Origin of the sequence: Acidovorax sp. Leaf78 (genome assembly GCF_001422735.1) — a bacterium.
Classification (GTDB): domain Bacteria; phylum Pseudomonadota; class Gammaproteobacteria; order Burkholderiales; family Burkholderiaceae_C; genus Acidovorax.
This window is the reverse complement of the sequence record NZ_LMLZ01000001.1, coordinates 600,655-626,585: the sequence shown is the minus strand read 5'-3', so window position 1 is coordinate 626,585 and position 25,931 is coordinate 600,655. Positions and strand designations below refer to the sequence as shown.

The following is a 25,931-nucleotide window of genomic DNA, read 5'->3' as shown; positions in this document are numbered from 1 at the left end:
AGCGGTTCGGGCGTAAAAATGCGGTATTCAGATGCGATCCGGTACAATCTCGCCCATGTTTGCCGCCCGCCCGTTCGACCTGAACACCGCTACTGCCGCCCTGGCAGGCGTGGCTGTGCGCGCAATCACCACCAAAACCACGACCATTACGGGCTGACCCAGCTCCGGTATCGTCGTGCGCCCTCCCTGGCCCAGACGAGCCGGGGCAAAGGTCAGTCCCGGTCGGGCACTGTTTCTTACACTGAAAGGGGCGTTGAAATGAGCAAGTTGGTAGGGTTGGTCGGCTGGCGTGGCATGGTCGGCTCGGTCCTGATGGACCGCATGCAGCAAGAGAAGGACTTCGATCTGATCGAACCCCTGTTCTTCTCCACCTCGAACGCAGGCGGCAAGGCCCCTGCCCAGGCCAGGAACGAGACTGCCCTGCAGGACGCGTTCAACATCGAGGCCTTGAAGCGCTGCGAGATCATCATCACCGCCCAGGGCGGCGACTACACCAACGAGGTCTACCCCAAGCTGCGCGCGGCCGGCTGGAACGGCCACTGGATCGACGCCGCATCCTCCTTGCGCATGGAGAAGAACGCGGTCATCGTGCTCGACCCGGTCAACATGCCGGTCATCCAGAATGCCCTGGCCCACGGCGGCAAGGACTGGATCGGCGGCAACTGCACCGTGAGCTGCATGCTGATGGGCGTGGGCGCGCTGTACAAGGCGGGCCTGGTGGAATGGATGAGCACCCAGACCTACCAGGCGGCATCGGGCGGCGGTGCCCAGCACATGCGCGAACTGCTCACGCAGTACGGCACGCTGAACGCCGAAGTGCGCTCGCTGCTGGACGACCCCAAGAGCGCTATCCTGGAGATCGACCGCAAGGTCATCGCCAAGCAACGCGCCCTGACCGGCGCCGAAACCGCCAACTTCGGCGTGCCCCTGGGCGGCAGCCTGATCCCCTGGATCGACAAGGACCTGGGCCTGGGCAAGAGCCAGGACGATCCCGCCTGGGGCATGTCCAAGGAAGAATGGAAGGGCATGGCCGAGACCAACAAGATCCTGGGCCAGGGCGAAGGTTTCCAATCCGCCGCGGTGCCGGTCGACGGTTTCTGCGTGCGTGTGGGTGCCATGCGCTGCCACAGCCAGGCACTGACCTTCAAGCTCAAGAAGGACGTGCCCCTGGCTGACATCGAAGCCATGATCGCCGCCGACAACGAGTGGGCCAAGGTGGTCCCGAACACCCGCGAAGCCACCATCAAGGACCTGACCCCCGTGGCCGTGACCGGCACCATGACCATCCCTGTGGGCCGCATCCGCAAGCTGGCGATGGGCCCCGAATATGTGGGCGCCTTCACCATCGGCGACCAGTTGCTGTGGGGTGCTGCCGAGCCGCTGCGCCGCATGCTGCGCATCCTGCTCGAAGCCTGATCCGCCCCCTTGAAAAGCGCGCCCAGCCCCCAGCTGAGCGCGCTTTTTTTATGCCGACATCTGGACACACTCAGTTACGCCACGTTGGCAATTGGCAACAACTAGACGCCCCAACTTGGTGCGCATGCAGGCCTGCCAAAGCTTCCGCGCCACCTCAGCTTGTCAGTGCAAAACATTGATGCTATGGTGCTTTTTACATATTTTCACGCGCCGGGGCGGGACCAGACCATGACAAAAAAAGCATCGCTCGTCCGAGCCGCAAAAAATCCTCATCAGTTGTTGGCAAACATGCATCGTTGGAAATTCTCTGTCCTGGCGGCCGCGGCCGTGGCGTCGGCTGGCTTTTATGCCACGGACGCATCCGCTTTGGCGCTGGGGCGCATCACTGTGCAGTCTGCCTTGGGCGAGCCTCTTCGCGCCGAAATCGACCTGCCCCAGATCACCCCGGCCGAAGCCGAATCGCTGCGCGCCACCACGGCGTCTCCCGATGTGTTCCGCGCCCAGGGCATGGAATACACGCAGTCCATGAACAACCTGCAGATCCAGCTGCAGCGCCGCCCCGACGGCACCGCCGTCCTTCGCCTGTCGAGCGACCGCGCGGTGAACGAGCCTTTCCTGGATTTGGTGCTGGACGCCAACTGGGGCTCTGGCCGCATCGTGCGCAGCTACACCATGCTGTTCGATCCGCCAGCGATGCGCCGCCCCGCGCCGTCGGTGACGGCATCGCCCCAGATTTCCGCCCCGGCCGCCCAGAGCGCACCCGCAGTGCGCGCGCCGGTCACTCCCCGTGTGACCGAGCCTTCCACGGCAGCTGCACCGCCAGCCCCACGCCCCGCGGCAGCGCCCCGCACCGCTCCGGCAGACGGCGTCACGGTGCAGTCTGGCGATACCGCCGGCCGCCTTGCCAATGCTTACCGTCCTTCGGGCGTATCACTCGACCAGATGCTGGTCGCCATGATGCGCGCCAACCCTGATGCCTTCATCCAGGGCAACGTCAATCGCCTGCGGGCAGGCGCCGTGCTGCAGATGCCGAGCGAAAGCGCCGCACAGGCCACGCCGGCCCCTGAAGCCCGCCAGATCCTGGCCGCCCAGGCCCGCGACTTCAACGACTTCCGCCGCAAGCTGGCGGGCGCCGCGCCTTCCACCGCCGTCGCCGCAGCCGAGCGCTCGGCATCGGGCTCCGTGCAGACACGGGTCGAAGACAAGAAGCCTGCAACGGCCGCCCCCGACAAGCTCACGCTGTCCAAGGGCTCCGTCAAGGGCCAGAAGGCGGCAGAAGACCAAGTCGCCAAGGACAAGCAGGCCAGCGAAGCCGCCACGCGGATGGCCGAGCTCTCCAAGAACATCACGGACCTGAACAAACTGGGCGCCGCCTCGGCACCCGCTGGCAGCTCCGCCACGCCCGCTGCGGCAGCACCAGCTGCGGCAGCCAGTGCCCCCGCGGCCGTGGCTGTGCAAACCCCGGCAGTGCCCGCCACACCCACAGCGCCTGCAGCGCCAGAAACCACGGCATCGGCCCCGGTCGATACCGCCGCGCCGGCCAGTGCACCTGGCGATGCCGCCACGCCCGCAGAGGCAGCGTCCGAGCCCGCCTCGGCACCGGCATCGGCGCCCGTACGCACCCCTGTGCCTGTTCCGGCACCTGCTCCCGCAGAGGAATCGAGCTTCCTCTCGGGCCTCATGGACGACCCGATCCTGCCATTGGCCGCTGGAGGCCTGCTGGCACTGCTGCTGGGCTATGGCGCCTACCGCGTGGTGCAGCGCCGCCGCCAGAACAACGGTGTGGACAGCTCCTTCCTCGAAAGCCGCATCCAGCCCGACTCGTTCTTCGGCGCCAGCGGTGGACAGCGTGTCGATACCGCCAACAGCGAAATGACCACGGGCTCGTCCATGGCCTACTCGCCCAGCCAGCTCGATGCCGGCGGCGATGTGGACCCTGTGGCCGAAGCCGATGTGTACCTGGCCTATGGCCGCGACCTGCAGGCCGAGGAAATCCTCAAGGAAGCCATTCGCCACAACCCGGCCCGCGTGTCGGTGCACGTGAAGCTGGGCGAGATCTACGCCAAGCGCCAGGACCGCAAGGCCCTGGAAGCCGTGGCGGGCGACGTGTTCAAGCTCACGCAGGGCGAGGGTCCTGACTGGGCCCGCATTGCCGAACTGGGCCGCGACCTGGACCCCGACAACCGCCTGTACCAGCCCGGCGGCCGCCCCGGCCTGGCCGAAGACGAATCGCCATCGCTGCCACCCGGCGGCTTCCCGAGCACCTTCACGGGCAGCACCGCAGCGGCAGCCACTGCAGCGCTGCCTCCAGACCTGGATCTGGACCTTGACCTGGACTTGCCCGACGATGCGTTGACCGATGCACCGTCGGCAGCACCTGCAGCGCCCGGCGGCTTCGCCGCAGCGGCTGCGGCAGCATCTGCTGGCCGTGCGGCCCCTGCCGCCGAAGAGCCTTCGACGCTGCGCTCGGGTCTGGACATGCCAGACCTGCCGTCCGCCACTGCGCCGGCATGGAACTCTCCCGACACGGCGCCCAGCCCCATGACGGCAGCGCCTCCCAGCGCCAACCTGGACTTCCCGAGCGTGGACGACCTGTCGATGGCGCCTTCCGGCCCCATCCCGCTGTCGGCCCAGGCACAGGACTCCGGTCCCATGGAGTTCGATCTCGGCGATCTGTCGCTGGACCTGAATGCGCCCTCCACCCCCATGGCCGCGCCAGCGCCCAAGGCCGTCGTGCCCGCTCCTGCGTCGCTGGACGATTTCGCCAGCGCCCAGGACGACCCGCTGGCCACCAAGCTGGCATTGGCCGAAGAGTTCAACGCCATTGGCGACACGGACGGCGCCCGCACGCTGATCGAAGAAGTGGTGGCCGAATCCAGCGGCGCCCTCAAGACCCGCGCCCAGCGCATGCTGGCCGAACTGGGCTGATGCGGCCGGGTTTTCTCCGCACGGCGTCCTTCCCCCTCACCCAGGCCGCCCCATGACACGGGTGGCACTGGGGGTCAGCTACAACGGCCAGGCGTACAGCGGCTGGCAAAGCCAGCTGTCTGGCAACACCATTCAAGACAAACTCGAAGCGGCTTTGGGCCGCTTTGCCACGCACCCCGTCAGCACGCTGTGCGCAGGCCGCACCGATGCCGGTGTCCACGGGCTGATGCAGGTGGTGCACTTTGACACCGGGCTCGACCGCGCAGCCTCGTCGTGGGTGCGCGGCACCAACACCTTCCTTCCCCCAGACATTGCGGTGCAGTGGGCCCAGCCGGTGCCAGACCGGTTTCACGCCCGCGGCAGCGCCGTGGCCCGGCGGTATGCCTACGTGCTGCTGCAGTCGCCGGTGCGCCCCAGCGTGGACGCGGGGCGCGTGGGCTGGGTGTACCACCCGCTCGACCACGACGCCATGCGGCAGGCGGCAGACCAGTTGCTCGGCGAGCACGACTTCACCTCGTTCCGCGCCTCGGCCTGCCAGGCCAAGTCGCCCGTCAAGACGCTGCAGCGCATCGACATCTCGCGCCGCGGGTTGGGCGAGCCCCACCCGGAGCTGGGCTGGAGCTCCTGCTACTGGCGTTTCGAGTTCGAAGCCAACGCGTTTTTGCACCACATGATCCGCAACATCATGGGCTGCCTGGTCGCCATCGGCCAAGGCAACCAGCCTGCGGACTGGATCGGACAGGTACTGGCAGCGCGGTCGCGCGATGCCGCCGCCCCGACGTTTTCTCCAGACGGTCTGTACTTCCAGGGCCCGCTCTACGACGCCGAATGGGGCCTGCCCCAGCGCACGGCTGCGTATGATTGGCTGCCATGACGACATCACACTCGCCCCTCTCGCAGGAAGCCCATCCTGAGCCGGCGCAGCCCGCCGCCCGCACCCGCATCAAGATCTGCGGGCTGACGCGCGAGCAGGATGTGGATGCGGCCGTGGCGGCCGGGGCCGACGCCGTCGGTTTCGTGCTGTATGCCCCCAGTCCGCGCGCGGTCACCCCGGAGCGCGCGGCCCAGCTGGCCCGCCGCCTGCCGCCCTTTGTGACGCCGGTACTGCTGTTCGTCAACGAGACTGCTACTAATGTGATAGCTGCCAGCGCCCTGATAGCGGGCGCTACCATCCAGTTTCATGGCGACGAGACGCCCGAGGACTGCCTGGCAGCCACCGGCCAGGGCGCGCGCCCCTACCTGCGGGCAGCGCGGATTCCCCTGGGTGACGGGGCGGCCCGCTTCGACCTCGTAAAATACGCCCACGATTACTCTCACGCCCAAGCCATCCTGCTCGACGCCCATGTCGACGGATACGGCGGCAGCGGCAAGGCATTCAATTGGTCACTCCTTCCACCAAGCGTCAGCTCTCACCTCGTTTTGTCTGGTGGACTCACGCCTGCAAACGTGACCGATGGCATTTTGCAAGTACGCCCGCGTTGCCACACGCTGGCGGTTGATGTCAGCTCCGGCGTCGAGGCCACGGATCCAAACAGCCCCGATGGCAAGCCCCTGAAGGGCATCAAGGACGCCGGAAAGATCCAACGGTTCATCGCCGCCGTGCGCGCGGCCGATGCCCAACTTGCAAAGAACCCTCATGAATTCCTATCAGCAACCTGATGCTTCAGGCCATTTCGGCTCCTACGGCGGCAGCTTCGTCAGCGAAACACTGACCCACGCCATCAAGGAACTGCGCGAGGCCTACGCCCGCTACCAGAACGACCCCGACTTCCTCGCCGAATTCGAATACGAGCTCAAGCACTTCGTGGGCCGCCCCTCGCCGGTCTACCACGCCGCCCGCACCAGCCGCGAGCTGGGCGGCGCGCAGATTTATCTCAAGCGCGAAGACCTCAACCACACCGGCGCCCACAAGATCAACAACGTGATCGGCCAGGCCATGCTGGCGCGCCGCATGGGCAAGCCCCGCGTGATCGCCGAAACCGGCGCGGGCCAGCACGGCGTGGCCACGGCCACCATCTGCGCGCGCTACGGCCTCGAATGCGTGGTCTACATGGGCAGCGAAGACGTCAAGCGCCAAAGCCCCAACGTCTTTCGCATGAAGCTCCTGGGTGCCACCGTGGTGCCAGTCGAGTCCGGCAGCAAGACGCTCAAGGACGCCTTGAACGAAGCCATGCGCGACTGGGTGGCCAACGTGGACAACACGTTCTACATCATCGGCACGGTGGCGGGCCCGCACCCCTATCCGATGATGGTGCGCGACTTCCAGAGCGTGATCGGCAAGGAATCCATCGAGCAGATGCCCGCCATGCTGGCCGAGCAGAAGATCGCCGCCGAGCAGCCCGATGCCGTGATCGCCTGCGTGGGCGGCGGCAGCAACGCCATGGGCATCTTCCACCCCTACATCCCGTTCGACAAGACGCGCCTGATCGGCGTGGAGGCGGCGGGCGAGGGCCTGGACAGCGGCAAGCATTCGGCATCGCTGCAGCGCGGCAGCTCGGGTGTGCTGCATGGCAACCGCACCTTCATCCTGCAGGATGCCAACGGCCAGATCACCGAGACGCACAGCATCAGCGCGGGCCTGGACTACCCCGGCGTCGGCCCTGAGCACGCCTGGTTGCAAGAAATCGGGCGTGCCGAATATGTGGGCATCACCGACCACGAAGCGCTCTCGGCCTTCCACCACATGTGCCGCACCGAAGGCATCATCCCGGCGCTGGAATCGAGCCACGCCTTCGCCTATGCCCTCAAGCTCGCGCCGACCATGCGGCCAGACCAGGCCATCCTGGTCAATCTCTCGGGCCGGGGCGACAAGGACATCGGCACCGTGGCTGACCTGTCGGGTGAAGATTTCTACGACCGCCCTTCCATGCGCGGCCTGACCGTCAAGGGCGCCCCAGGAGACGCCAAGCCATGAGCCGCATCCAGACCACCTTTGAACAGCTGAAAGCCCAGGGCCGCAAGGCGCTGATCCCGTACGTCACCGCAGGCTTCCCCTTTGCCGACATCACGCCTGCCCTCATGCACGGCATGGTGGAGGCTGGTGCCGACGTGATCGAGCTGGGCGTGCCCTTCTCCGACCCTATGGCCGACGGCCCCGTGATCCAGAAGGCTGGCGAAAAGGCGCTGGGCCTGGGTGTGGGCATGGTGCAAGTGCTCGACCATGTGCGCGAGTTCCGCAAGCGCAACACCACCACGCCCGTGGTGCTCATGGGCTACGCCAACCCGGTGGAACGCTACGACCAGGTGCACAGCCAGGCGGGCGGAGAGAGCGCCTTCGTGCGCGATGCCGCCGAAGCCGGCGTGGACGGCGTGCTCATCGTCGACTACCCGCCCGAGGAATGCGAAGCCTTCGCGGCCGACCTGCGTGCCCACGGCATGGACCTGATCTTCCTGCTGGCCCCCACCAGCACGGACGAGCGCATGGCCCAGGTGGCGCGCGTGGCCAGCGGCTATGTGTACTACGTGTCGCTCAAGGGCGTGACCGGCTCCGGCGCGCTTGATACCGCGGCCGTGGAGCAGATGCTGCCCCGCATCCGCGAGCATGTGCACATCCCTGTCGGCGTGGGTTTCGGCATCCGCGACGCAGCCACGGCCCAGGCCATCGGCAAGGTGGCGGACGCGGTGGTCATCGGCAGCCGCATCATCCAGCTGATCGAAGACCAGGAGCACGCCAAGGTGGTGCCCCTGACCATCGACTTCCTGCGCGGCATCCGCAAGGCGCTAGACGCGTAAAATAAAGAGCATCCCCCTGAGCGGCTTTGCCGCTTCCCCCTTCTCTCGCGCTTTGCGCGGGAAGGGGGACGCTCCCTGCGCGGCGGGGCGGCCCTTGCGCGGGAGCCCTGGCCTTTAGGCCGCGCCAGTTTCAAGGCCGTGCCGCCACTGGCCCATTCACACAGAGGAAAACCATGTCCTGGCTCGAAAAACTTCTGCCCTCCAAGATCCAGCAAACCGACCCCACCGAGCGCCGCCAGGTGCCCGAAGGCCTGTGGATCAAGTGCCCGAGCTGCGAGACGGTGCTCTACAAGTCCGACCTGGAACAAAACCAGAACGTCTGCCCCCACTGCAGCCACCACCACCGCATCGGCGCCCGCCCGCGTCTCAATTCGTTCCTCGACGCCGAAGGCCGCTACGAGATCGGCCAGGAAGTACTGCCTGTGGACGCCCTCAAGTTCAAAGACAGCCGCAAGTACCCCGAGCGCCTGAAAGAGGCCCTGGAGAACACCGGCGAGACCGATGCCCTCATCGTCATCGGTGGCGCGGTCAAAAGCATCAACGTGGTGGTCGCTTGCTTCGAGTTCGACTTCATGGGCGGCTCCATGGGCTCCGTGGTCGGTGAGCGCTTTGTGCGCGGCGTGGAAACCGCCATCGAGCAGAAGGTGCCCTTCATCTGCTTTACCGCCACCGGCGGTGCGCGCATGCAGGAAGGCCTGCTGTCCCTGATGCAGATGGCCAAGACCAATGCAGCGCTGACCCGCTTGGCCAAGAAGGGCCTGCCCTACATCAGCGTGCTGACCGACCCGACCATGGGCGGCGTGAGCGCCGGCTTCGCCTTCGTGGGCGACATCGTGATCGCCGAGCCCAAGGCGCTGATCGGCTTTGCTGGCCCCCGCGTGATCGAATCCACCGTGCGCGTGACCCTGCCCGAGGGCTTCCAGCGCGCCGAGTTCCTGCAGACCAAGGGTGCCGTCGATTTCATCTGCGACCGCCGCGAGCTGCGCAACACCGTGGCCAGCAGCCTGGCCATGCTGCAGCGCCTGCCGGCCGACGCTGTCATGTGATGCTGATGCGGTGCTGATGTAGTGCCAGCAACGGCGTGATGCACGGCTGCGCCGTCGGTTCGCAGCAATATAACTATATTTTTGATAGCAATAAGGCCTCACCGAACAAGCGGTAGAGGCCTTTTTTATGGGTATTTTTTGCTGTTCAGCGCATGGTCAACGCATGACAATGGCCTGCAGATGGCCCAGGACGATCATCACCACCTGCAGCAGCACCAGCACCACCAGGGGCGACAGGTCGATGCCGCCCACCAGCGGGATGATGCGGCGAAACGGCCGCAGCACCGGCTCGCACAGCCGGGCGATGACATCCGACAGCGGCGAGCGCGCCTGCACCCACGACATCACCGCGTAGACGATCAGCAGGCCGATCAGCCCCGACACCGCCACACGGGCCAGCCCGAACAGCGCGAGCCACGGCAGCCAGGCCCACGCCGAAGCGGCCCCAATGGCGCCCAGCAGCAGGGCGAGCAGGAAGTACTGCGTGAGCTGCAGTAGCACCGCGGCCACCAGGCTCGACACATCCAGCCGTCCCACCGGTGGAATCACCTTGCGCAGCGGCAGGATGAGCCAGTCCGTGAGGGCAAAGATCAGTCCACCCACGGGGTTAGCGAACGGAATGCGCTGCCACTGCATGTACAGCCGCAGCAGGCACGCCCCCGTGAGCAGGCCACCGATAACGTCGAGCAGGAAGGATGCGATCTGAAAGAGCATGGGGATGAGACAAAAACAGGTGGGTGGCGCTGAAAGGACGCTGTGTCATGGGATGATAGCGACGTAGGGTGTTCCCCCATCGGTTTCCAAGGATCGCCCGGCCCGCCTGCCTGTGCAGCCCGGGTTTTGCGCGGTGAAGTGCGAACGTTGGGTCATGCTTGCGTCGGCGGGCAACGAGGCGGTTGCACGATGCGATGTTGCCCACGCAGCGGCTGCGAGCCTCCCCCCCTGCCCTGATGACAGGTCGACAGGCAGGCGGGTGGCCCAGCCAGCCGCCAAAGCCTGACGTCCTGACAACCACCGGGGCCCGTGGGCAACCCGCAGCGCCTGCTGGCGTTTTTGGAAACCGACATGAACATGCTGCCCTTCGTCATCTCCGATTCATGACCCAGCCTCTCACACTGTCATCGCTGCCCTTGTTTCCGCTTGGCTCCGTGCTGTTTCCCGGCGGCGTGCTGGCCCTGCGCGTGTTCGAGGTGCGCTACCTCGACATGGTGCGCAAATGCCAGCAGGCGGGTGCGCCGTTCGGCGTGGTGTCGCTCACCCAGGGGCGCGAGGTGCGGCAGGCCGGCGCACCGGACGAGCAGTTCAACGACGTTGGCACCCTAGCCGTCATCGAGCAGATCGACACCCCGCAGCCGGGGCTGATCACATTGGTGTGCCGCGGCAGCCAGCGCTTTCGCATCACGCAGCGCAGCCTGTTGCCGCACGGCCTGTGGATCGCCGATGTGGACCACCTCGACCAGGACATGGCCGTGCCCATTCCGCCCGATTTGCAGAAAGCCTCGACCGCCCTGGCCCAGGTGCTTCACACCCTGCAGCAGCGCGACCCCGATGCGCCCACGTCCATCGTCCCCACGGCAGAGCAGCTCGACGATTGCGGCTGGGTGGCCAACCGCTGGTGCGAACTGCTGCCCGTGCCCCTGGAACTCAAGCAGCGATTGATGGAGCTGGACAACCCGCTGGTTCGGCTGGAGCTGGTCGGCGACGTGCTGGAGCGCACCGGCATTGCACCCACGCAATGATGGGCAGCGAGGCATCCGCCGTCCGCCCACACCGACGGTTCCCAAGGCCATGCTGAACCGCATCCTGGGCTGGTCGCGCGCAGCCAAGCGCCTGGTGGTCGTGGTCATGGACGTGTGCCTGGGCCTGGCAGCCATGTGGCTCGCCTTCACGCTGCGGCTGGACACCTTCCACTGGCCGCAGGGCATGCAGTGGCTGGCCTACGCACTGGCCCCTGCGCTCGCGTTTCCCATCTTCGCCAAGCTGGGGCTGTACCGCGCCATCTTCCGCTACACCGGCATCACCGCGCTCATCACCACGGGTAAGGCGGTGGCCATCTACGGCGCGCTGCTGCTGGCCTGCCTGCTCGCGGCGCAATGGGAGGGCGTGCCCCGCAGCGTCGGCATCCTGCAGCCGCTGCTGTTCATGCTGCTGGTGGGCGCCAGCCGCGCACTGGGCTGGCTGGCCCTGGCGGGCCGCAGCCGCCACGCGCCGTACCGCCTGCTGATCTACGGTGCCGGCAACGCCGGGGCCCAGACTGCAGCGGGCCTGGGCAATATGCGCCAGTACCTGCTCAAAGGCTTTGTGGACGACGACGCCAGCAAGATCGGCCGCAGCATCAACGGCGTTCGCGTGCACTCGCCGCGTGCACTCGCCGATGTGGTGCGCCGGCTCGACATCACCGACGTCCTGCTTGCACTGCCCAGCACCACACGCCAGCGCCGCCGCGAGATCATCGAAGGCATGCGGGACCTGCCTGTGCGCATCCGCACCCTGCCGGGCCTGTCGGACCTGGCCAGCGGGCGCGTCACGGTCACCGACTTCCAGGAGCTGGAGATCGAGGACCTGCTGGGCCGTGAGCCCGTGGCCCCGGACCCGGGCCTGCTCGGCCGGAACCTGCAGGGCACGGTGGTGCTGGTCACCGGGGCGGGCGGCAGCATCGGCAGCGAACTGTGCCGGCAGATCGTGCGCGAGCAACCCCGGCAATTGCTGCTGGTGGACCACAGCGAATTCGCGCTCTACACCATCCACCACGAACTGCAGGCGCTGGCGCAGCAGGGCGAACACACTTGCGAGTTGGTCCCCCTGCTGGCCAACGTGACACAGCAGGAGCGCATGGCCGACATCTGCCGCCAGTACCGGCCCGCGTCCATCTACCATGCCGCCGCGTACAAGCACGTGCCCATGGTGGAGGCCAACGCAGGCGAAGGCATTCTGAACAATGTCTTCGGCACGCTGGCCATGGTGGGGGTGGCGCTGGAGCACGGTGCCAGCCATTTCGTGCTGATTTCCACCGACAAGGCAGTGCGGCCCACCAACATCATGGGCGCCACCAAGCGGGTGGCCGAGATGGTGCTGCAGGCCGTGGCCGCGTCGCCGCGCGCACCGTTCGGTGCCGATGCTGCGGACAGCCCCTGGAAATGCACCACACGCTTTTCGATGGTGCGCTTTGGCAACGTGCTGGGCTCCAGCGGCAGCGTGATCCCGCTGTTTCGCAAACAGATCGCTGCCGGGGGCCCCGTCACGGTGACCCATCCGGAAGTCACGCGCTACTTCATGACCATCGCCGAGGCCGCCCAGTTGGTGCTGCAAGCGGGTGCGATGGCCGAAGGGGGCGACGTGTTTTTGCTCGACATGGGCGAGCCGCTGCAGATCCTGGACCTGGCGCAGCGCATGGTGGCGCTGTCGGGCCTGACGGTGCGCGACGCCCGGCACCCGGCGGGCGACATCGAGATCGTTTTCACCGGCCTGCGCCCCGGTGAAAAGTTGTATGAAGAACTGCTGATCGGCGACAACCCGCTGCCCACGGCCCACCCCCGCATCCTGCGGGCCCGCGAAGAGTACCGGCCCTGGGACGAACTGCAGGCCTCGTTACAGGCCTTGCGGCAGGCCGCCCAGGCGGGGGACCACGGCGCCATGACCGCACTGCTGCGGCAGTTGGTGCCGGGCTACCAGCCCGAAGCCGCGGAAGCGCCATGAAGCCAGGGCTTGTGCGCGGCACGCTGACTCTGCTCACGGGCAGCGTTGCGGCCCATGCCATTCCACTGCTGCTGGGCCCTGCCCTCACGCGCGTCTACAGCCCCGAGGCCTACGGGCAATTTGCGCTGCTATGGGCGGTGTCCACCAACATCGCGGTGGTGGCCTGCGCGCGGTACGAGTTTGCGCTGCCGCTGGAGACCAGCGACGAGGGCGCCGCGGACCTGATGGGGTTGTGTGCGCGCATCCTGCTGGCCGTCACGGCAGCATCCGCCGCGGCAGGTGCACTGCTGGCTTTTTGGCAAGGGATGCCATTGGCGTGGAGCCTGCCGCTGGCCGTGGCAGCGGGCGGCACCGTGCAGTGGCTCACGATGTGGGCCACGCGGGCGCAGAGGTTCGGGCTGCTGGCACTGGCCCGGCTGGTTCAGCAAGGCGGCGGCGCCATCATGCAGCTGCTGCTCGGCTTGCTGAAGATGGGCCCGCTGGGACTGATGCTGGGCGCAGCCACCACCGCGCTCGCCGCTGCCTGCCTGCTGGCGCGCCCGGCGCCTGCAGGCGGCTGGCCTGGGCTGTGGCGCAGGCCGCGGGCTGCCTTGGCTGCGGCTGCCCGGCGGCACCGGGACTTTCCACTGCTCAACACGCCCCACGCCTTCCTGGGCGCGCTGCAGGACACCCTCACCCTGGTGCTGGTGGCCGCCCTCACCGGCGACGCGGCGGCAGGCGTCTGGGCTCTGGCGCTGCGCTACCTCAAGGCGCCGGCCACGCTGGTGGGCGGGGCCTTGTCGCAAACCCTGTACCCGCGGTTGCTTCAGGCCACGGGCAGCGCTGAAGCGCGCACCACCTTGCGGCGTGCGGTGCTGGGGCTGGCGGCCATCGCGTTGCCCCTCGCAGCTGCCCTGCTGGTGGGGGGGCCGTATCTCTTCACCCTGGCCTTTGGCGACCAATGGGCGCAGACCGGCGAACTCGCCCGCGCCATGGCGCCTTACATCGCCCTGCATTTCATCGCCTCCCCACTGGCAGTGGTGACCATGGCCTGGAAGGCGCAGGCCTGGGCACTGCGCCTGGCGCTCGTCGGACAATGCCTGTTCTTTGCAGGCCTCGTGCCCGGGCTGTACCTGGGCGGCCTTACCGGCGCAGGATGGGGCATTTCTGCCAGCATGCTGGCCTACTTTGGCTACTATTTCTGGGCCCTGGCGAACTGGAAGGACATCCCCCATGAGAGCGCTGCTTAACCGCTGGCGTCGCAGCCTCTGGCAGGCACTTTTCTACCGCATGGTGTTCGGCGAGCGTGATGCGGCAGGCCGCATGCTCGCGCACACGCGCATCGCGCCCAGCACCTGCATCGAAGGCGCCGAGGGCCTGCAGCTGGCGGACCATGTGTTCATCGGGCAGTTCAACTTCATCGACGCCGCCGGCGGCCTGCAGATCGGCGAAGGTGTGCAGATCACCAACTTCGTGAGCATAGTGACCCACAGCTCCCACCGCGCCATCCGCCTGCTGGGCCGGGGCTATGCCACGCACGAAGGCGCCGCCAAGCCTGGCTACATCAGCGCCCCGGTGCAGATCGGCGCCTACACCTTCGTCGGCCCGCACAGCCTGATCGAGGCGGGATCGCGCCTGGGCAAGGGGGTGGTGGTGTGCGCCTATGCGCAGGTGCGCGGCGAGGTGCCGGACTTCGCCATCATGGCCGGAGCTCCCGCGCGACAGGTCGGCGATGTCCGCGCGCTGGACGCGCAGTTGCTGGCGCAGTTCCCCGAGCTGGTGCCGCACTATGAATCGTGGGCAGGGCCGCTTTCGCCGGCCAGTCCGCATACCGCCCATGACTGAGATGACGCAGCCCACGCGAACGCCACGGCACCTGTGCCTGCTCGGCGATGCCACCAGCCCGCACGTCCAGCGCTGGGCGCGCGAGATGCTGCAGCGCGGCTGGCGCGTATCGCTGATCACAGCCCGGCCCGCGCAGGTACCCGGGGTGGAGGTCCGCACGCTGCGGCCGGTGCATCGCTCCACCGACTGGCTTTTTCGCGTCCGCGAAACGCGGCGCCACGTGCGGGAATTGGCGCCCGACATCGTGCACGCGCACTACATCACGTCGTACGGGTATCTTGCGGCGCGCTGCGGCAAACATCCGCTGGTGATGACGGCCTGGGGCACCGACCTGCTGGTCACGCCGCTCAAAAGCCCGTGGATGCGCTGGCTCACGGGCTGGACGCTGCGGCACGCGGACCTGATCACCGGGGACTCGGCCAGCCTGATGGATTCCGTGGCACAGTTCGGCCCTGCCCGCCCCGCCGAAGAGATCCACTGGGGCGTGGACCTGAACCGCTTTCGCCCCACGCCCTGGCACAGCAAGCCCGCCACGCACCTGGTCAGCCTGCGCGCCTGGGAGCCCAACTACCGCATTGCCACCATCATCGACGCCTTCGCCCGCCTGCGTGCCGGGCTGCAGGACCACGACCTGCACCTGCACCTGCTCGGTGGCGGCAGCCTGGAGCCCGCCCTGCGCCAGCAGGTGCAGGCCGCCGGTCTGCAGCAGTGCGTGCACCTGCATGGCCGGCTGGACGACGCGGGCATGGCGCGCGTGCTGGGTGATTGCAAGATCTCCATCTCGGTGCCCGACAGCGACGCCACCTCGGTCGCCGTGCTCGAGAGCATGGCCTGCGGCTTGGCCGTGGTTGCCAGCGACCTGCAGGCCAACCGGCACTGGCTCGGTGCGCAATGGCTGGTGCCGGCGGGCGATGCCGCAGCGCTGGCGGGCACCTTGCGTACGCTGGTGACCGACGACGACACAGCGCGCCAGGTGGGTGAGCACAATGCGGCGCGCATCGCCCAACATGGCGACCGTGCCGCCCAGATGAACCGCATGCATGCGCTCTACCAGCAACTGGCAGGCGCACAGTGAACGTACCCGTGAACATGCCAGAGAACCGTGATTTGAACCCGCTGCTCATCAGCGTCATCGTGCCCTGCCGCAATGAGCGGCAGCACATCGATGCCTTCTGCGACTCGGCCATCAGCCAGGTGCTGCCTGAGGGATGGCGCATGGAAGTGCTCGTGGCCGACGGCGACAGCGACGACGGCACCCGGCAACGGCTGCAGGAGCGCTGCGCCAGCGACCCTCGGCTGGTGCTGGTGGACAACCCCGGGCGCATCGTCTCCACCGGCCTGAACGCCTGCATCGCCCGGGCCCGCGGAGCCATCATTGCGCGCCTGGACGTGCACAGCCAGTTCGCGCCCGACTACCTCGCCCAGTGCATAGCAGCCCTGTCGCGCACGGGCGCCGACAACGTGGGCGGGCCGTGGGTGGCCCGCGGCACCGGCCGCACGGGCGCGGCGGTGGCGGCAGCCTTCCAGTGCCGGTGGGTGGTGGGCGGCGCCCGGTCGCGCGACGTGCAGTTCGAAGGCGCGGTGGATACCGTCTACCTGGGCTGCTGGCCGCGCGGCGTGTTCGAACGCTACGGCCCCTTCGACGAAGCCCTGGTGCGCAACCAGGACGATGAGCACAACCTGCGGCTGCGGCTGGCCGGTGCGCGCATATGGCAAAGCCGGTTGATCCGCTCCACCTACCATCCGCGCAACTCGCTGCGGCACCTGTTCTCGCAGCAGCGGCAGTACGGCTACTGGCGCCCCTTCGTCATGCGCAAGCACGGCCAGCCGGGGGCCCTGCGCCAGCTCGTTCCCGCGATTTTCGTGGCAACTGCCGTGGCTAGCACGGCGCTGCTAGCCTGGACAGCGCTACCTTTCGCAGCGCTGTCGCTGGCTTATGGCGGCTATCTGCTGGCAGCGTCGGCAGCGGCCGCCCAGGCAGCGGGCGATTGGACCCTGCTGCCCCGCCTGCCCGCGGCCATTGCGACCTTCCACGTGGGCTATGGCCTGGGAACCTGGCGGGGCCTGTGGGACATCGTGCGGTCGCGCACACCGTCGGCCGACTTTGCACGGATCACCCGATGACGATGCACGAACCCCAGGCCGTCAAAGACCGCTATGCGCGGCGCGATGCAGCCGCCGACGAGGCCCGCTACAGCCTGTATGGCAACGCGGCCGCGCTGCAGGCCCAGCAGGAGCGCCTGCGCGCCATCGTGCGCGCTTGGGCAGGCCATGGCTGGACGAACCTGGGCAACCGGCGCATGCTGGAAGTCGGCTGCGGCAGCGGAGGCAATCTGCAGGACCTCATCCGCCTGGGCGCCACCCCGGGCCACTTGACCGGCATCGAACTTCTGCCCGAGCGTGCAGCACTGGCGCGGGACCTCCTGCCCGGTTCGGTCACCCTGCTGGAGGGCGATGCGTGCCGCGCCGATGTGCCGCCCGCCAGCCAGGATGCGGTGCTCGCCTTCACGCTGTTCAGTTCACTGCTCGACGCTGCCTTCCGCCGCGAAATGGCGGAGACCCTGTGGCGCTGGGTGGCACCGGGCGGGGGCGTGCTGGTGTACGACTTTGTGGTGGACAATCCCCGCAACCCCGACGTCCGGCGTGTCCCGTTGCAGGAGCTGCAATCCCTGTTCCGCGGGGCGCAACTGCAATCGCACCGGTTGACGCTGGCGCCTCCCATCGCGCGGCGGCTGCCGGCGTGGATGATTGCACCGGCATCGCAACTGCTGCATCCGCTGCGCACCCACCGCCTGACCTGGGTGGCCAAACCTTGAAGATGAACACTACCGCACACACCCGTCGCCCCGCGCATGCCGCACACAGGGCGCTGCACCGCATATGAAGATCACTGTCATTGGCACAGGGTACGTAGGCCTCGTCACGGGCGCATGCCTTGCAGAGATGGGCAACCACGTCGTGTGCATGGACCACGATGCCGACCGCATCGGTGCGCTGCGCGAGGGGCACATCCCCATCCACGAACCGGGCCTGTCTGACATCGTGGTGCGCAATGCGCGAGCGGGGCGGCTGGAGTTCACGACTGATGTCGTCCAGGCCGTCGCGCACGGCGTGATCCAGATGATCGCCGTGGGCACGCCGTCTGGCGAAGACGGGTCGGCCGACCTGCAGCACGTGCTGGCCGCCGCGCGGGCCGTGGCGCAGCACATGGACCAGTACAAGCTGGTGGTCACCAAGAGCACCGTGCCCGTGGGCACCGCCGACAAGGTGCGCCAAGCCATGGATGTGGTGCTGGCCGAGCGCGCCACGCAATCCGCCTACTCCATCGCATCGAACCCGGAATTTTTGAAAGAAGGCTCTGCCGTGCAGGACTTCATGCGGCCCGACCGCGTGATCGTCGGCACCAGCGATACCGAGGCCGCCAGCCGCCTGCACACGCTGTATGCGCCCTTCATGCGCAACCGCGACCGCTTCGTGGTGATGGACGTGCGCAGCGCGGAGTTCACCAAGTACGCGGCCAACGCGATGCTGGCCACGCGCATCAGCTTCATGAACGAGCTGGCACTGCTGTCAGAAACGCTGGGCGTCGACATCGAACATGTGCGCAATGGCATGGGGATGGACCCGCGCATCGGCACGCATTTTCTGTACGCCGGGGCCGGCTATGGCGGCTCGTGCTTCCCCAAGGATGTGAGCGCGCTGCTCAAGACCGCCTCGGACCATGGGCACCATTTGCAGGTCCTCGAAGGCGTCAAGGCCGTCAACGACCGGCAAAAAGGGGTGCTGGTGCGCAAGGTGCTCGCGCGCTTCGGGCCCGACCTGAGCGGCCTGCGATTCGCGCTGTGGGGCCTGGCCTTCAAGCCGGGCACGGACGACATGCGCGAAGCGCCGAGCCTCACCGTCATCCACGACCTGCTGCAGCGGGGGGCCGAGGTCTGCGCGTACGACCCGGTGGCCATCGCGCAGGCGCGCAAGAGGCTGGGCGACCGCCAAGGCCTGCACTTTGCAGACAGCGCCAATGCAGCGCTGGACGGCGCCACCGCGCTCATCATCGTGACGGAATGGAAAGAGTTTCGCAGCCCCGACTTCGACCACATCGCGGCCACGCTGCGCGCACCGGTCATCTTCGACGGCCGCAATCTTTTCGAGCCTGCCGAGATGAAGGCCCTGGGCCTTGAATACCACCCCATCGGCCGCGCCGCGCCCTGACCCGGCCTGCCCCATCGATCGCCCACCGAGCCCCCATGCCTCAACCATCCACCCCTTCTTCGCCGCCCAGTTTCATCCCTTTCGCCAGGCCGGACATCGGGCCTGCCGAGATCGAGGCGACCACTGCAGCCATGCGCTCGGGATGGGTGACGACGGGGCCCAAGACCAAAGAGTTCGAGCAGGCGTTCGTGCAGTACCTGGGCGGCAATGGGCTACAGGGAATTGCGGTCAACTCCGCCACCGCAGGCCTGCACCTGGCCCTGGAAGCCCTGGGCATCGGACCTGGCGACGAAGTGATCGCCCCCACGCTGACATTCACTGCCACGGTCGAGGTGGTTCGCTACCTGGGCGCCGACCCCGTACTCGTAGACGTGGACCCGGTGACGCTGAACATCGACCCTGCCAAGATCCGCGCCGCCATCACGCCGCGGACCAAGGCCATCATGCCGGTGCACTATGGCGGACTGGCCTGCGAGATGGGCGAGATCCTTGCCATCGCCAAGGAGCATGGGCTCAAGGTGGTCGAAGACGCGGCCCATGCCCTGCCCACCACCTGGCAGGGCCAGCTGGTGGGGCAACTGCAGTCCGATGTGACCGTGTTCAGCTTCTACGCCAACAAGACCATCACCACGGGCGAGGGCGGCATGGCGGTCACGTGCGATCCGCAGTTGGCCCAACGCATGCGCGTGATGCGCCTGCACGGCATGAACCGCGATGCATTCGACCGCTTCACGTCCAAAACACCGGCCTGGTACTACGAGGTGGTGGCACCGGGCTTCAAATACAACATGACGGACATCGCAGCCGCCATGGGCGTGGAGCAGCTCGCGCGCCTGCCGGGCTTTGTGCAGCGGCGCCAATACCTGGCGGCGCGGTACCACCAGCAGCTGGCCACGTTGCCGCTGATGCTGCCCGCGGACGCGCCCGCTGGCGACACGCATGCCTGGCACCTGTATGTCATTCGTTTGCGCCAAGGCGCACGCCTGGGCCGCGACGACGTGATCCAGGCCCTGTCGGACCGGGGAATCGGCACCAGCGTCCACTATGTACCCCTGCACCGTCACCCCTATTGGCGCGACCGCTACCAGCTCACACCAGAGATGTTCCCCGACGCCGACGCGGCCTACCAGTCGATGATCAGCATCCCCCTGTTCACCGCGATGAGCGATGCCGACCAGGACCGCGTGATCGCAGCGCTGCACGAGGTGCTGGGCTGACCGACCCCATGCCCAAGCGCCTGTTCGACCTGGCCTTCTCCGCGCTGGCGCTGGTGCTGCTGGCGCCGGTGCTGGTGGCCGTGGCGCTGTGGGTCCGGCTCGACTCGGCCGGTGGCATTTTCTTTCGGCAAACCCGCATCGGCCGTGCCGGGCAGCCGTTTCGCATCTATAAGTTCCGCACCATGCAAGCCGGTGCCGATGCGGCGGGCCCCGCCATCACAGTGGGGGCGGACGCCCGCATCACCCGCGCAGGCCACTGGCTGCGGCGCACCAAACTCGACGAACTGCCGCAGTTCATCAACGTGCTGGTGGGAGACATGAGCATCGTGGGCCCGCGGCCCGAGGTGGCCCGCTATGTGGCGCTGTACCCCGATGCACTGCGGGACATCGTGCTGAGCGTGCGGCCGGGCATCACCGACATGGCCTCCATCGAGTTCCGCGACGAGAGCACGCTGCTGGGCCAGAGCAGCGATCCCGAGCGGACCTACGTGCAAGAAATTCTGCCCATCAAGCTGCAGTACGCGGCCCGGTACGCCCGCGCGCACACCCTCTGGGGCGACCTGAAAATCATCGCGCAGACAGCCGGCGCACTGTGGGGCGGACGCTCGCACAGGGACATGGCGCCAAAAGACGGCACATAGCCGATAAAATGAGGGGTTTGGCCGAACCCTGCCTTTGCGGAGCCCGGCCCCAATTCACGCCACCGTACCGACGGCCCCCTATGTCAGACCAGAACCTCGCCCCCGCTTCCCAGGACGACAACCAGCTCATCGCCGAGCGCCGCGAAAAGCTTCGCGCCTTGCGCGAGGTGCAAGCCAATGGCGGCGGCGTAGCCTTCCCCAACAACTTCAAGCCCGCCCACAAGGCAGCACAGCTGCACCTTGAGCACAGCGACACCACGAACGAGGCCCTGGAGGCCACGCCCGTGACCGTCTCGGTGGCTGGCCGCATGATGCTCAAGCGCGTGATGGGCAAGGCCAGCTTTGCCTCGGTGCAGGACGGATCGCTGGGCGACGTGGGCGGGCGCATCCAGCTGTACGTGACCCGCGACGCCTTGGGCGAGGAGCTGTACGCATCCTTCAAGCACTGGGACCTGGGCGACATCGTGGGCGCCGAAGGCACCCTCATGAAGACCAAGACCGGCGAGCTGTCGGTCAAGGTGACCAGCCTGCGCCTCCTGACCAAGAGCCTGCGCCCGCTGCCGGACAAGTTCCACGGCATGGCCGACCAAGAGCAGAAGTACCGCCAGCGCTATGTGGACCTGATCACCGACGAGCAGGCTCGCAAGCGCTTCATGGCGCGCAGCAAGGCCGTGAGCGGCCTGCGCGACTTCATGGTGAGCCACGGCTTCCTGGAAGTCGAGACGCCCATGCTGCACCCCATTCCGGGCGGCGCCAATGCCAAGCCCTTCGTGACACACCACAACGCGCTGGAGCAGGAGATGTACCTGCGCATCGCGCCGGAGCTGTACTTGAAGCGCCTGATCGTGGGCGGTTTCGAGCGCGTGTTCGAGATCAACCGCAGCTACCGCAACGAAGGTATCTCGGTTCGCCATAACCCCGAGTTCACCATGATGGAGTTCTACGCGGCGTACTGGAACTACTTGGACCTGATGGACTTCACCGAGACGCTGATCCGCGAGGTGGCGCTCAAGGCCACGGGATCGTTGCAGCTGACCTACCAGGGCCGCGCGGTCGACCTGTCGCAGCCGTTCGCACGCCTGACGATCCGCGAAGCGATCTTCCAGTACACCGAGGCCGGCGCCCATGTGGACGACGCCGCCTGGCTGACCAGTGCCCTCAAGAAGCTGGGCCTGAACGAAGAGAAGAACAAGCTGTCCACGCGCTCGCTGGCCAGCCTGCAGGTGCTGTACTTCGAAGAGACGGTGGAAGACAAGCTGTGGCTGCCCGCCTTCATCATGGAGCACCCGACCGAAATCTCGCCGTTGGCCCGCGCCAACGACACCCGTCCCGAGGTGACCGAGCGCTTCGAGCTGTACATCACCGGGCGCGAGTTCGGCAATGGTTTCAGCGAGTTGAACGACGCCGAAGACCAGGCCGCGCGCTTTCAGGCCCAGGTGGCGGCCAAGGACGGCGGCGACGACGAAGCCATGTTCTACGACCACGACTTCGTGCGGGCCCTGGAATACGGCATGCCGCCCACAGGGGGTTGCGGGATTGGTATCGATCGCCTCATGATGCTGTTGACCGACAGCCCCAGCATCCGCGACGTGATCCTGTTCCCTGCGCTGCGCCGCGAATCCTGAAAGAGCGCTGGCACCCGGGGCTTCCCGGGTGATTGCGCCCTTGCCGCGTTCAACAGGCCTGAGGAGTCACCGTGCCATTCACATCGAGCAGCACGCCCTATCCCCCCACGCAGCCCCCAGCATCTGGCGGCGGCGGATTCTCGGTCCTGGTGGTTGAAGACCAGGGTTCCGTCCGCGCTGCGTTGGTGGCTGAATTGCGGCACGCGGGAGTCACCGACATCTTCGAGGCGCCGGAAGGCAACGCCGCGCTGCAACTGTTCAAGGCCCATCGGCCCGACCTGGTGCTGCTGGACATCCGCCTGCCCGGCAAGGACGGCTACTGGGTCGCGCAGCAGATGCGCGAGAGCGAAGCCGGTGACTGGACACCGATCATCTTTCTGTCGGGCCTGGACAACGAGCTGGACGTGTGGCGCGGCATCGAGGTGGGCGGCGACGACTACCTCGTCAAGCCGGTCAAGCCCATCGTGCTCATGGCCAAGCTGCGGGCCATGCGGCGCCTCTTGGACATGCGGCGCCGGCTGGTGTCCATGTCTGCCGAGCTGCATGTGGCCAACCAGCGGCTGAACGACATGGTGGAGGTCGACGCCCTCACTGCCCTGGTCAACCGCCGCGGGTTCGACCGCATCCTGCACAACGAGATTTTGGCGGCGCGGCGCGACGGCACGCCGCTCACGCTGATGCTGTGCGACCTGGACCACTTCAAGCTCTTCAACGACGCCAGCGGCCATGTGCAGGGCGATGCGTGCCTGAAGGAGGTGGGCCGGCTGCTGCGTGAAGTGTGCGTGCGGCCGCGGGACGTGGCCTCGCGTTATGGCGGCGAGGAGTTTGCGCTCATCCTGCCCAACACGCCGCGCTCGGGCGCCATGACCTTTGCCCGCGCGCTGGGCCAGTTGCTCAAGGTGCGCGCCCTGCCCCACGCCGACTCTCCCCTGGGCACTACGCTCACCCTGTCCGGCGGCATCACCACCTGCGTGCCCGACGACAGCACCAACGCCGAGAGCATGATCATGCGGGCCGACCAGGCCCTGTACGCCGCCAAGGCGCAGGGCCGCAACCGGTTTTTCAGTTTTGAAATGCAGATGGACACCCTGGAGCAATTGCGCAATTGAGTCTCTTTTCCGCCTTCTCGTTTGATGCCACCGAACGCAACGCACGCTCTGCGGTCTCGCGCATGCAGGTTCTGAAAACACGGTTGCCCGACTGGATCCAGGACTGGCTGGAAGTCATCATTCCCGGCACGCAGATCCTGCTGATCCTGTTCGTGGCCTGGCTGCTGCAACGCGTACTGCGCCGCATCGTGCGCCGCGCCAGCACCCACTACCAAGTGCCCGACGAACTGGTCGTGCCCATGAACGGGCTGATCCGCTGGGTGGTCGTGGCCAGTGCGCTGCTGCTGGTGCTCGAACGCATGGGCGTGTCGGCCACCGTGCTCTGGACGGCGTTCACCGGCTTTGCCACCGTGGGCGCGGTGGCGTTCTTTGCTGCGTGGAGCGTGCTGTCCAACCTGTTTTGCGCGCTGTTGATCTTCACGGTGCGGCCGTTTCGGATCGGCGACTATATCGAGGTGCTGGACACGGCAGAGAAACCCGGCGCCAAGGGCCGCGTGGTGGACATCAACCTGCTGTACACCACGCTGGAAGACCATGGCGCCACCGCAGAACACGTGGCGTGGCTGCAGATTCCGAATGCGCTGGTGTTTCAGCGCGTGGTGCGGCGGTTTCAGGGGGTGCCACCTGCGGTGGCGCCGCACCCGTCGGCTGCTCCGGCTGCATCACCGGCATCGGCATCGGGCTCGACGTCCGCGTCAACATCGCCAGCGGAAGCCAGCGGGACGCCTGCCGTGGCAGTCAGCGGCCCTGGACCACAGGTTTAGACAGGCGTCCGCAGCTCTGCGCGGGGTGCGCGCCGTGCCTGTCCATCTGTTCTATCGCCTGATCCCCGCGCATCCGGTGTGCGCCCGCACCGCGTGTGCAGCGGGACTGCAGCGCCACAGAGGTGACAGTCAGCCTCTCGTGCGGCCTCCTGTGCGTCCTCTTCAGGGCAGCAGGTCGAGCGCCTGCATGTACGCTGGCTGGTACATCAGCTCATCCCACGGCTGGGGCAGTGTTTCAGGCAGCAGCGCCAGGCGGCGCGACTCGCTGTCCACGCTCGGCTGCCACCGGCCCTGCGCCTGGGCTTTTTCCAGGCCGTCGATGAGTTCATCCACCGCTTGGCCGTCGCCCACGCTCTGGTTGCACAACAGCACCAGGTCGCAGCCGGCCTCCAGGGCCGCCACCGCCGCGTCGGTGTAGCTGACCACCTGGCCGTCCAGGCGGCGTGCGCCTTCCATGCTGAGGTCGTCGCTGAAGATGGCACCGTCAAAGCGCATCTGGCGGCGCAGGATGTCCTGCAGCCAGCGCTGGGAGAAGCCCGCGGGGCGGCTGTCCACCTTGGGGTAGATCACGTGCGCCGGCATCACGCTGGTAAGCGTGGTGCTGAGCCAGGGGTACGGCGCCGCGTCGTCGGCCAGGATGGCTTTGAGGCTGCGCTTGTCCACCGGCACTTCGGTGTGCGAGTCGGCTTTGACGAATCCATGCCCCGGAAAGTGCTTGCCGCAGTTGGCCATGCCTGCCTGCAGCAGGCCGTGCATGAGGCTCTTGGCCAGCAGCGCCACGACGCGCGGATCGCGGTGAAAGGCCCGGTCGCCGATGACGCCGCTTTCGCCCCAGTCCAGGTCCAGCACCGGCGTGAAGCTGAAATCCACGCCGCAGGCGCGCAGCTCGCTGCCCAGCACATAGCCCGCAGCCGTGGCGGCATTGGTGGCCCGCAGGGCGCCGCTGCCGGCAATGGCCTTGGCACCCTTGCCATCGTCCATCCACAGCTCGCCCAGGGCGCGCATCGGCGGCACGTGCGTGAAGCCATCGGTGCGAAAGCGCTGCACGCGGCCGCCTTCGTGGTCCACGCAGATCAACAGGTCGTCGCGCACCGCCTTGATGGCGCTGGTGAGCTGCAGCAGCTGGGCACGGTCGGTCCAGTTGCGGGCAAACAGGATGACGCCGCCGGTCAGCGGGTGGGCCAGGCGGCGGCGGTCTGCGGCGGTGAGCTCTAAGCCAGCCACGTCGAGGATCAGGGGTGCGTGTTCGGTCATGGGTTTCACAAATAATTTGCTATACAAACAATAGCTTCCAGCGCTTGTCAATCAAGCGATAGGGGCCAATTTTTCTTGCATTTTCTCGACCACGCAGAAGCTGGCGGCGTAGTCGGTCTCGTCGGTCACGCTCAGGTGCGCCGTCAGGCCCCGCGCTTCGAACCATTCCTTGAGCGCGCCGTGCAGCACGATCACCGGCTGGCCGCTGGGCAGCTTGGCTACTTCGCAGTGGCGCCAGGTCATGGGCATGCGCATCCCGAGGCCTATGGCCTTGCTGAAGGCCTCCTTGGCCGAAAAGCGGGTGGCCAGGTAGCGCAGGCCCCGGTCGGGCCAGCGGCTGCTCCGCTCGCGCCAAGTGGCCAGCTCGCCGTCGGCCAGCACCTTCTGGGCAAACCGGTCGCCGTGGCGCTCCAGGCTGGCGGCGATGCGCCGTACGTCGCAGATGTCGGTACCGATGCCGTAAATCATGA

General features: G+C 67.2%; 23 protein-coding genes. 20 read left to right on the top strand and 3 right to left on the bottom strand.

All coding sequences use genetic code 11. From position 1 onward, the window contains the following. Positions 1 to 258 precede the first annotated feature (258 nt). The 7 genes from asd to accD all read left to right on the top strand — a co-directional run bounded on the left by asd (position 259) and on the right by accD (position 9,122). Complete coding sequence (gene asd / locus ASF16_RS02750; protein WP_056162211.1) at positions 259 to 1,416, top strand: aspartate-semialdehyde dehydrogenase; 1,158 nt, start codon at positions 259 to 261, stop codon at positions 1,414 to 1,416. Positions 1,417 to 1,704: 288 nt separating this feature from the next. Further along, the gene (locus ASF16_RS02745) at positions 1,705 to 4,344 is read left to right on the top strand and encodes a FimV/HubP family polar landmark protein (protein WP_056162208.1); all 2,640 of its coding nucleotides are present in this window, start codon (positions 1,705 to 1,707) and stop codon (positions 4,342 to 4,344) included. Positions 4,345 to 4,396: 52 nt separating this feature from the next. Next, entirely contained in the window at positions 4,397 to 5,218 is an 822-nt protein-coding gene (gene truA / locus ASF16_RS02740; protein WP_056162205.1) for a tRNA pseudouridine(38-40) synthase TruA, read from the top strand. Continuing rightward, positions 5,215 to 6,003, top strand: a complete 789-nt coding sequence (locus ASF16_RS02735; RefSeq protein ID WP_082516697.1) for a phosphoribosylanthranilate isomerase — start codon at positions 5,215 to 5,217, stop codon at positions 6,001 to 6,003. Before truA ends, ASF16_RS02735 begins: the two co-directional genes overlap by 4 nt. Next, the gene (gene trpB, locus ASF16_RS02730) at positions 5,981 to 7,258 is read left to right on the top strand and encodes a tryptophan synthase subunit beta (RefSeq protein ID WP_056162203.1); all 1,278 of its coding nucleotides are present in this window, start codon (positions 5,981 to 5,983) and stop codon (positions 7,256 to 7,258) included. The genes ASF16_RS02735 and trpB overlap by 23 nt, the downstream gene beginning before the upstream one ends. Next, positions 7,255 to 8,076, top strand: a complete 822-nt coding sequence (gene trpA, locus ASF16_RS02725; RefSeq protein ID WP_056162200.1) for a tryptophan synthase subunit alpha — start codon at positions 7,255 to 7,257, stop codon at positions 8,074 to 8,076. Before trpB ends, trpA begins: the two co-directional genes overlap by 4 nt. A 173-nt stretch (positions 8,077 to 8,249) precedes the next feature. Next, positions 8,250 to 9,122, top strand: a complete 873-nt coding sequence (accD, locus tag ASF16_RS02720; protein ID WP_056162197.1) for an acetyl-CoA carboxylase, carboxyltransferase subunit beta — start codon at positions 8,250 to 8,252, stop codon at positions 9,120 to 9,122. 156 nt (positions 9,123 to 9,278) lie between these two features. Here accD and ASF16_RS02715 read toward each other — a convergent pair whose 3' ends face one another. Further along, positions 9,279 to 9,836, bottom strand: coding sequence for a YggT family protein (locus ASF16_RS02715; protein WP_056162192.1), 558 nt, complete (start codon positions 9,834 to 9,836; stop codon positions 9,279 to 9,281). 383 nt (positions 9,837 to 10,219) lie between these two features. On the opposite strand from ASF16_RS02715, the gene ASF16_RS02710 reads away from it, so the two are divergent. From ASF16_RS02710 to ASF16_RS02650, 13 genes are all read left to right on the top strand, one after another. Further along, positions 10,220 to 10,861 carry an LON peptidase substrate-binding domain-containing protein gene (locus tag ASF16_RS02710; protein ID WP_056162191.1) on the top strand — a complete coding sequence of 214 codons (642 nt, stop codon included), beginning with the start codon at positions 10,220 to 10,222 and terminating at the stop codon, positions 10,859 to 10,861. Positions 10,862 to 10,910: 49 nt separating this feature from the next. Then, positions 10,911 to 12,818, top strand: a complete 1,908-nt coding sequence (locus tag ASF16_RS02705; RefSeq protein ID WP_056162189.1) for a nucleoside-diphosphate sugar epimerase/dehydratase — start codon at positions 10,911 to 10,913, stop codon at positions 12,816 to 12,818. After that, positions 12,815 to 14,047: a lipopolysaccharide biosynthesis protein gene (locus ASF16_RS02700; protein ID WP_056162186.1), complete on the top strand. Its 1,233-nt coding sequence runs from the start codon at positions 12,815 to 12,817 to the stop codon at positions 14,045 to 14,047. The genes ASF16_RS02705 and ASF16_RS02700 overlap by 4 nt, the downstream gene beginning before the upstream one ends. Further along, entirely contained in the window at positions 14,031 to 14,642 is a 612-nt protein-coding gene (locus tag ASF16_RS02695) for an acyltransferase (RefSeq protein ID WP_056162184.1), read from the top strand. The genes ASF16_RS02700 and ASF16_RS02695 overlap by 17 nt, the downstream gene beginning before the upstream one ends. Then, positions 14,635 to 15,717 carry a glycosyltransferase gene (locus ASF16_RS02690; protein ID WP_235507232.1) on the top strand — a complete coding sequence of 361 codons (1,083 nt, stop codon included), beginning with the start codon at positions 14,635 to 14,637 and terminating at the stop codon, positions 15,715 to 15,717. The genes ASF16_RS02695 and ASF16_RS02690 overlap by 8 nt, the downstream gene beginning before the upstream one ends. 14 nt (positions 15,718 to 15,731) lie before the next feature. Beyond that, the gene (locus tag ASF16_RS02685; protein ID WP_056162620.1) at positions 15,732 to 16,766 is read left to right on the top strand and encodes a glycosyltransferase family 2 protein; all 1,035 of its coding nucleotides are present in this window, start codon (positions 15,732 to 15,734) and stop codon (positions 16,764 to 16,766) included. After that, positions 16,763 to 17,458, top strand: coding sequence for a bifunctional 2-polyprenyl-6-hydroxyphenol methylase/3-demethylubiquinol 3-O-methyltransferase UbiG (locus tag ASF16_RS02680; protein WP_056162177.1), 696 nt, complete (start codon positions 16,763 to 16,765; stop codon positions 17,456 to 17,458). Before ASF16_RS02685 ends, ASF16_RS02680 begins: the two co-directional genes overlap by 4 nt. Before the next feature lie 64 nt (positions 17,459 to 17,522). Next, the gene (locus ASF16_RS02675) at positions 17,523 to 18,851 is read left to right on the top strand and encodes a UDP-glucose/GDP-mannose dehydrogenase family protein (protein WP_056162174.1); all 1,329 of its coding nucleotides are present in this window, start codon (positions 17,523 to 17,525) and stop codon (positions 18,849 to 18,851) included. A gap of 35 nt (positions 18,852 to 18,886) precedes the next feature. Next, positions 18,887 to 20,068, top strand: coding sequence for a DegT/DnrJ/EryC1/StrS aminotransferase family protein (locus tag ASF16_RS02670; RefSeq protein WP_056162158.1), 1,182 nt, complete (start codon positions 18,887 to 18,889; stop codon positions 20,066 to 20,068). A gap of 8 nt (positions 20,069 to 20,076) precedes the next feature. Further along, positions 20,077 to 20,709, top strand: a complete 633-nt coding sequence (locus ASF16_RS02665; RefSeq protein WP_056162156.1) for a sugar transferase — start codon at positions 20,077 to 20,079, stop codon at positions 20,707 to 20,709. Positions 20,710 to 20,789: 80 nt separating this feature from the next. Next, positions 20,790 to 22,334, top strand: coding sequence for a lysine--tRNA ligase (gene lysS, locus ASF16_RS02660; RefSeq protein WP_056162154.1), 1,545 nt, complete (start codon positions 20,790 to 20,792; stop codon positions 22,332 to 22,334). A gap of 71 nt (positions 22,335 to 22,405) precedes the next feature. Further along, positions 22,406 to 23,443, top strand: coding sequence for a diguanylate cyclase domain-containing protein (locus tag ASF16_RS02655; RefSeq protein WP_056162151.1), 1,038 nt, complete (start codon positions 22,406 to 22,408; stop codon positions 23,441 to 23,443). Between the two features lie 62 nt (positions 23,444 to 23,505). Beyond that, a complete protein-coding gene (locus ASF16_RS02650; RefSeq protein ID WP_235507239.1) occupies positions 23,506 to 24,207 on the top strand; it encodes a mechanosensitive ion channel family protein in 702 nt (233 codons plus the stop codon). A gap of 162 nt (positions 24,208 to 24,369) precedes the next feature. On the opposite strand, the gene nagZ is transcribed toward ASF16_RS02650, so the two are convergent. Beyond that, positions 24,370 to 25,461 (bottom strand): beta-N-acetylhexosaminidase, encoded by a 1,092-nt coding sequence (gene nagZ, locus ASF16_RS02645; RefSeq protein WP_056162148.1) that lies wholly within the window; start codon positions 25,459 to 25,461, stop codon positions 24,370 to 24,372. Positions 25,462 to 25,512: 51 nt separating this feature from the next. Continuing rightward, positions 25,513 to 25,929 (bottom strand): holo-ACP synthase, encoded by a 417-nt coding sequence (acpS, locus tag ASF16_RS02640; protein WP_056162146.1) that lies wholly within the window; start codon positions 25,927 to 25,929, stop codon positions 25,513 to 25,515. Positions 25,930 to 25,931: the final 2 nt, after the last annotated feature.

Bases quoted from the DNA above. Each gene is read 5' to 3' on its own strand.
- trpA (WP_056162200.1), top strand. From the start codon at position 7,255: ATGAGCCGCATCCAGACCACCTTTGAACAGCTGAAAGCCCAGGGCCGC.
- lysS (WP_056162154.1), top strand. From the start codon at position 20,790: ATGTCAGACCAGAACCTCGCCCCCGCTTCCCAGGACGACAACCAGCTC.
- ASF16_RS02715 (WP_056162192.1), bottom strand. From the start codon at position 9,836: ATGCTCTTTCAGATCGCATCCTTCCTGCTCGACGTTATCGGTGGCCTG.
- ASF16_RS02745 (WP_056162208.1), top strand. From the start codon at position 1,705: ATGCATCGTTGGAAATTCTCTGTCCTGGCGGCCGCGGCCGTGGCGTCG.
- ASF16_RS02710 (WP_056162191.1), top strand. From the start codon at position 10,220: ATGACCCAGCCTCTCACACTGTCATCGCTGCCCTTGTTTCCGCTTGGC.
- ASF16_RS02690 (WP_235507232.1), top strand. From the start codon at position 14,635: ATGACTGAGATGACGCAGCCCACGCGAACGCCACGGCACCTGTGCCTG.
- ASF16_RS02695 (WP_056162184.1), top strand. From the start codon at position 14,031: ATGAGAGCGCTGCTTAACCGCTGGCGTCGCAGCCTCTGGCAGGCACTT.
- ASF16_RS02700 (WP_056162186.1), top strand. From the start codon at position 12,815: ATGAAGCCAGGGCTTGTGCGCGGCACGCTGACTCTGCTCACGGGCAGC.
- ASF16_RS02650 (WP_235507239.1), top strand. From the start codon at position 23,506: ATGCAGGTTCTGAAAACACGGTTGCCCGACTGGATCCAGGACTGGCTG.
- ASF16_RS02670 (WP_056162158.1), top strand. From the start codon at position 18,887: ATGCCTCAACCATCCACCCCTTCTTCGCCGCCCAGTTTCATCCCTTTC.
- truA (WP_056162205.1), top strand. From the start codon at position 4,397: ATGACACGGGTGGCACTGGGGGTCAGCTACAACGGCCAGGCGTACAGC.
- accD (WP_056162197.1), top strand. From the start codon at position 8,250: ATGTCCTGGCTCGAAAAACTTCTGCCCTCCAAGATCCAGCAAACCGAC.
- ASF16_RS02685 (WP_056162620.1), top strand. From the start codon at position 15,732: ATGCCAGAGAACCGTGATTTGAACCCGCTGCTCATCAGCGTCATCGTG.
- ASF16_RS02705 (WP_056162189.1), top strand. From the start codon at position 10,911: ATGCTGAACCGCATCCTGGGCTGGTCGCGCGCAGCCAAGCGCCTGGTG.
- ASF16_RS02675 (WP_056162174.1), top strand. From the start codon at position 17,523: ATGAAGATCACTGTCATTGGCACAGGGTACGTAGGCCTCGTCACGGGC.
- ASF16_RS02680 (WP_056162177.1), top strand. From the start codon at position 16,763: ATGACGATGCACGAACCCCAGGCCGTCAAAGACCGCTATGCGCGGCGC.
- asd (WP_056162211.1), top strand. From the start codon at position 259: ATGAGCAAGTTGGTAGGGTTGGTCGGCTGGCGTGGCATGGTCGGCTCG.
- ASF16_RS02735 (WP_082516697.1), top strand. From the start codon at position 5,215: ATGACGACATCACACTCGCCCCTCTCGCAGGAAGCCCATCCTGAGCCG.
- ASF16_RS02665 (WP_056162156.1), top strand. From the start codon at position 20,077: ATGCCCAAGCGCCTGTTCGACCTGGCCTTCTCCGCGCTGGCGCTGGTG.
- acpS (WP_056162146.1), bottom strand. From the start codon at position 25,929: ATGATTTACGGCATCGGTACCGACATCTGCGACGTACGGCGCATCGCC.
- nagZ (WP_056162148.1), bottom strand. From the start codon at position 25,461: ATGACCGAACACGCACCCCTGATCCTCGACGTGGCTGGCTTAGAGCTC.
- trpB (WP_056162203.1), top strand. From the start codon at position 5,981: ATGAATTCCTATCAGCAACCTGATGCTTCAGGCCATTTCGGCTCCTAC.